This is a genomic window from Streptomyces sp. NPDC054841, assembly GCF_053611045.1.
This window is the reverse complement of record NZ_JBSGZO010000623.1, coordinates 1-4144: the sequence shown is the minus strand read 5'-3', so window position 1 is coordinate 4144 and position 4144 is coordinate 1. Positions and strand designations below refer to the sequence as shown.

Genomic DNA, 4144 nt, shown 5'->3' with positions numbered 1-4144 from the left:
GTCAGAAGCGGCGCACCCGCCGGTGCCGTCAGAACACGAACGGGCCGGGGCTCTGCGGAGACGTCGCGTTGCAGGTCGCCGTGATGCCGAAGACCACGACCGTGAGGGACTTCCCTTCGAGGCTGTCGCCCGCGGCGACCGTGCCGTTCAGCGGTCCGGAGGCGACCGCGCCGCCCGCCGGGATCGCCGGGTTGGCGTTGCCGGTGAACGTCGCCGTGCCGGAGCCGTTCTTGGTCAGGGTCAGGGTGGACTTGACGGAGTTCGCGGAGATGGGGATGGGGGAGGTGATGGCGGCGGTGGAGACGCTGATCGTCGCGGCCGTGCCGTCCTGCGTGGCCGTGAGGGTCGCCTCGCCGGAGCCGAACGAACCGCAGTCGAACGACAACGTTGCCGTCGTCGGGTCGACCGCACCGGCCGCGGGGGCCATGGCCAGTGTGCCCGCGGCCAGCGCGGCCAAGAGAGCAGTGCCGATACCGAGTGTGCCGTGCTTCATGGGGGGTCCCGCCTTCGTGTGTGGGGGTTCACGGGATGGCGTCGCCGACTGCCGCTGTCTGCGCCGGGCATCAGCTCCCGGCGGGGGCTGATGGGCAGTCAGTGACGCCTGTCATTGCGGCAGGAACCACTGGAGAAAGCAAGGCTGTTCACATGAATCCCGGCAGGCGTCGGCCAGATCAGGCCACCGGCGGGACGGTGCGGAGAGGACCAGCCAGATGCCGCTCGGGACGGGGCACTACGCCGCCGAGGCCGACCTCACCGCCGGTCCGGCCCGCGCCGAGCGGTCGTTCACGACGGGCGACTGGCGGCGGCTGCAAACCCTGAGGGCGCGGTACGACCCGGAGGGGGTCTTCCATTCCTGTCCGACGCCCTGAGGAGCCGGGCCGGACCGCCGGCGCGGAGTGACGCGCCACGGCTGGGTCAAGGTCCGCGGGGCGGGGCGTTGCGGGGTGTACGGGTGAGGTCACGTACCCACCTGCGTACCACCCACGCATCCCCGCACCAGAGGAGCGACCATGACCATCTCCGTGGACCGGCTCAGCGACCCGGCCGTACGCGCCTTCGTCAAGGCCGTCAACTCCGGCGACCGCGAAGCCTTCATGGCCGCGCTCACACCGGACGCGACCATGTCCGACGAAGGCTCGGACCGGGATCTCGACGACTGGACCGACAAGGAGATCTTCGACTCGCGCGGGCACATGGAGGTCGAGTCGGAATCGGACGAGGGGCGCTCGCTCGTAGCCCGGTACCGCAACGAGACGTGGGGCGAGATGCGGACGAAGTGGCGGTTCACCATCGAGAACGGGAAGATCGCGCGCTTCGACACCGCGCAGGCGTAGACGAGCCGGTCCGAGGGCTCCGCCGCCGCGGTCCGGCGGGCGCTGGAGCTCGGCGTGACCTTCTTCGACACCGCCGGTGTGTACGGGACCGGGCGCAGCGAGCGCGTCCTTGCCAGGGCGCTCGCCGGGCGCCGGAAGGAGGCGGTGATCGCGGCGAAGTGGGGGAACGTCTTCGACGCGGACACCCGCACGCTCACCGGCGCCGACGCCACCCCCGGGTATGCGCGCGAGGCGCTCACCGCGTCATTGCGCCGTCTCGGCACGGAGTTCATCGACCTCTACCAGATCCACATCTCCGACGCCCCGCTCGACGCGGCAGCCGAACGCCCAGGCGGAGGAGAACGCCGGTGCGCTGGAGCACGGTCCGCTGACGGCCCGGCAGCCGGCCGGCATCGGGCGCATACTCGCGAAGGGTTGACGGTTCGTCAGGTCTGTGGCTTTCTCGGGACAACTCCGCACCGCCCGACTCGTGGAAGGCGGAAGAGCCATGGACCCGACGGACCGGACGGAGCAGGCCGGCCGGATCGATCTGCTGGAGGACACCTGGGCACGGGCCGTGCCGTACGACCAGTTCGCGCGGCTGCGCCGCGAGGCGCCCGTGCACTGGCACGAGGTGCCGGGTGACCACGAAGGGTTCTTCGCGGTCACCCGCCACGAGGACATCGTCGCCGTCAGCCGCAACCCCGAACTGTGGTCGGTGGAGCTCGGCTCGTTCTTCATCCGCGATCAGGCGCCGGAGGCTCTGGAGAGCCTGGCCCTCACCCTCGTCGGCATGGACCCGCCCAAGCACACCCGCTACCGCCGGCTGGTCAGCGCCGGTTTCGCGCCGCGCGTCGTCCGCAAGCTGACCGAGGACATCGGGAGGCGGGCCGCCCTGCTGGCGGACACGGTGGCCGCGAAGGGCGGCGAGGTGGAGTTCGTCGAGGAAGTCGCGGCGGGGCTGCCGCTGCAGATCATCTGCGAGATGGTCGGCGTTCCGGCCGCCGACGAGGACCGGATCTTCGAGTGGAGCAACCGGATGGTGGGGCTCCAGGACCCGGACTTCCGTACGAGCGAGGCCGACGGACAGATCGCTGCGGCGGAGATCTACGCGTACTGCGACGCGCTGGCCGCCGAGCGGCTGCGCGAGCCACGCGGGGACATCCTCAGCGCGCTCGTCCACGCCGAGGTGGAGGGGGAGCGGCTCACGGCCCACGAGATCGACATGTTCTTCGTGACGCTGTGCGTGGCGGGCAACGAGACCACCCGCAATCTCCTCGCCGGGACGCTGCTGAGCCTGATCGAGCATCCGGAGGCGCGGGCGGAGCTGGTGAAGGGGATCGACGACGACACGCTGTGGGCGACGGCCACGGAGGAGTTCCTGCGCTGGAACGGGTCGATACACAACTTCCGGCGTACGGCGACGAGAGACACGGAGATCGGAGGGGTGCCGGTGGCGGCGGGGCAGAAGGCGGTTCTCTACTACACGTCCGGCAACCGGGACGAGGACGTCTTCCGCGCCCCGGACGTCTTCGACATCCGCCGCACCCCCAACGAACACCTCACCTTCGGCGGTGGCGGCCCGCACTACTGCCTGGGCGCCGGGCTCGCCCGTTCGCAGATCACGGCCCTCACCCGGGAGCTGCTGCGCCGCCATCCGCACGTCGAGCTGACGGGCGAACCGCGGCGCATGCGCTCGGACTTCATCAACGGGATCAAGCACCTGCCCGTGCGCTTCAGCTGATGCGTCGGCGGCTGATGCGTCGGCCGGCGCTTCAGCCGATACGCGTCCCCGCGCCGCTGACACGGATGCGCGGGTCGCCCGCGCGCAGCGTCACCGTGAGCACGCCCGGACGGCCCAGGTCCTCGCCCTGGTGCAGGGTGAGGACGGCGTCCTCGGATACCAGTCCGAACTCGCGGACGTACGCGCCGAACGCGGCGGCCGCGGCGCCGGTCGCCGGGTCCTCCACGACACCACCGACGGGGAACGGGTCGCGGACGTGGAAGACGGTGGGGGACTCCCGCCACACCAGCTGGACGGTGGTCAGGTCCAGGCGGTGCATCAGGGCTTCGAGGCGGGCGAAGTCGTACGCGAGGTCCGCGAGGCGCGCGCGGGTCGCCGCCGCGATGACCAGATGGCGGGCGCCGGCGAAGGCGATACGGGGCGGGAAGGCGGGGTCGAGGTCGGCGGCCGGCCAGTCGAGCGCGGCGAGTGCCTCGGTGAGGTCGTCTTCGGCGATCTCCTCGATGTGCGGCTCGACGCTGGTGAGCGTGGCGCGGAGTGCCCCGCCCTCCTCGGTCACCGACACCGGAACGGTCCCCGCGGGTGTGGCGAACAGCAGCTCCCCCGGCCCCATGCGCTCGGCGAGCGCGACGGCGGTGGCGACGGTGGCGTGCCCGCAGAACGGCACCTCGGCCTTGGGGCTGAAGAACCGGAGGGTGTACGCCCGGCCGTCCGCGCCGCCGAGCCCCTCCGGGGGAGCGGTCAGAAACGCCGACTCGGAGTACCCCAGCCCGGCGGCGATCCCCAGCATGTCGCTGTCGTCCAGCCCGGCGGCGTCCAGCACGACACCCGCGGGGTTTCCGCCGTCCGGGTCGCTGGAGAACGCGGTGTAACGCAGCACCTCGGGCTGCCCATTGATCGTCATGCCGTGCCCAACGCCCGACCCCGGCGCGCTGTTCCCGGGCTGGGGCAAGTCCCCAGCCCCCGCCGGCGCTCCGCCCCGCCCGGCCCCCGGCCCGCGAGGGGTGGGCGCCTGCGGCGGGCTTGTCCCCTCCCCGCCCCTTCCCGAACTGGGGGCAGGCCCCCAGACCCCGGTACGGCCTTCGGC

Annotated in this window: 5 protein-coding genes and 1 pseudogene; 4 read left to right on the top strand and 2 right to left on the bottom strand. The window is 72.0% G+C overall.

The genetic code is table 11. The features are described from left to right. Nucleotides 1-28: 28 nt before the first annotated feature. Nucleotides 29-493: a hypothetical protein gene (locus ACWGI8_RS40655; protein WP_453668480.1), complete on the bottom strand. Its 465-nt coding sequence runs from the start codon at nucleotides 491-493 to the stop codon at nucleotides 29-31. Nucleotides 494-710: 217 nt separating this feature from the next. Here ACWGI8_RS40655 and ACWGI8_RS40650 point away from each other — a divergent pair, with 217 nt between their 5' ends. The 4 genes and pseudogenes from ACWGI8_RS40650 to ACWGI8_RS40635 all read left to right on the top strand — a co-directional run bounded on the left by ACWGI8_RS40650 (nucleotide 711) and on the right by ACWGI8_RS40635 (nucleotide 3057). Next, on the top strand, nucleotides 711-869 hold the full coding sequence (locus tag ACWGI8_RS40650) for a hypothetical protein (RefSeq protein ID WP_453668479.1): 159 nt from the start codon (nucleotides 711-713) through the stop codon (nucleotides 867-869). A gap of 141 nt (nucleotides 870-1010) precedes the next feature. Next, nucleotides 1011-1334 (top strand): nuclear transport factor 2 family protein, encoded by a 324-nt coding sequence (locus ACWGI8_RS40645; RefSeq protein WP_453668478.1) that lies wholly within the window; start codon nucleotides 1011-1013, stop codon nucleotides 1332-1334. 12 nt (nucleotides 1335-1346) lie between these two features. After that, nucleotides 1347-1655 (top strand): annotated as a pseudogene (locus ACWGI8_RS40640) (aldo/keto reductase); the annotation flags it as partial. A 166-nt stretch (nucleotides 1656-1821) separates the two neighbouring features. Then, nucleotides 1822-3057: a cytochrome P450 gene (locus tag ACWGI8_RS40635; protein WP_453668477.1), complete on the top strand. Its 1236-nt coding sequence runs from the start codon at nucleotides 1822-1824 to the stop codon at nucleotides 3055-3057. A 31-nt stretch (nucleotides 3058-3088) separates the two neighbouring features. Here the strand turns inward: ACWGI8_RS40635 and ACWGI8_RS40630 are convergent, their stop codons facing one another. Continuing rightward, nucleotides 3089-3961 (bottom strand): PhzF family phenazine biosynthesis protein, encoded by an 873-nt coding sequence (locus tag ACWGI8_RS40630; protein WP_453668476.1) that lies wholly within the window; start codon nucleotides 3959-3961, stop codon nucleotides 3089-3091. Nucleotides 3962-4144: the final 183 nt, after the last annotated feature.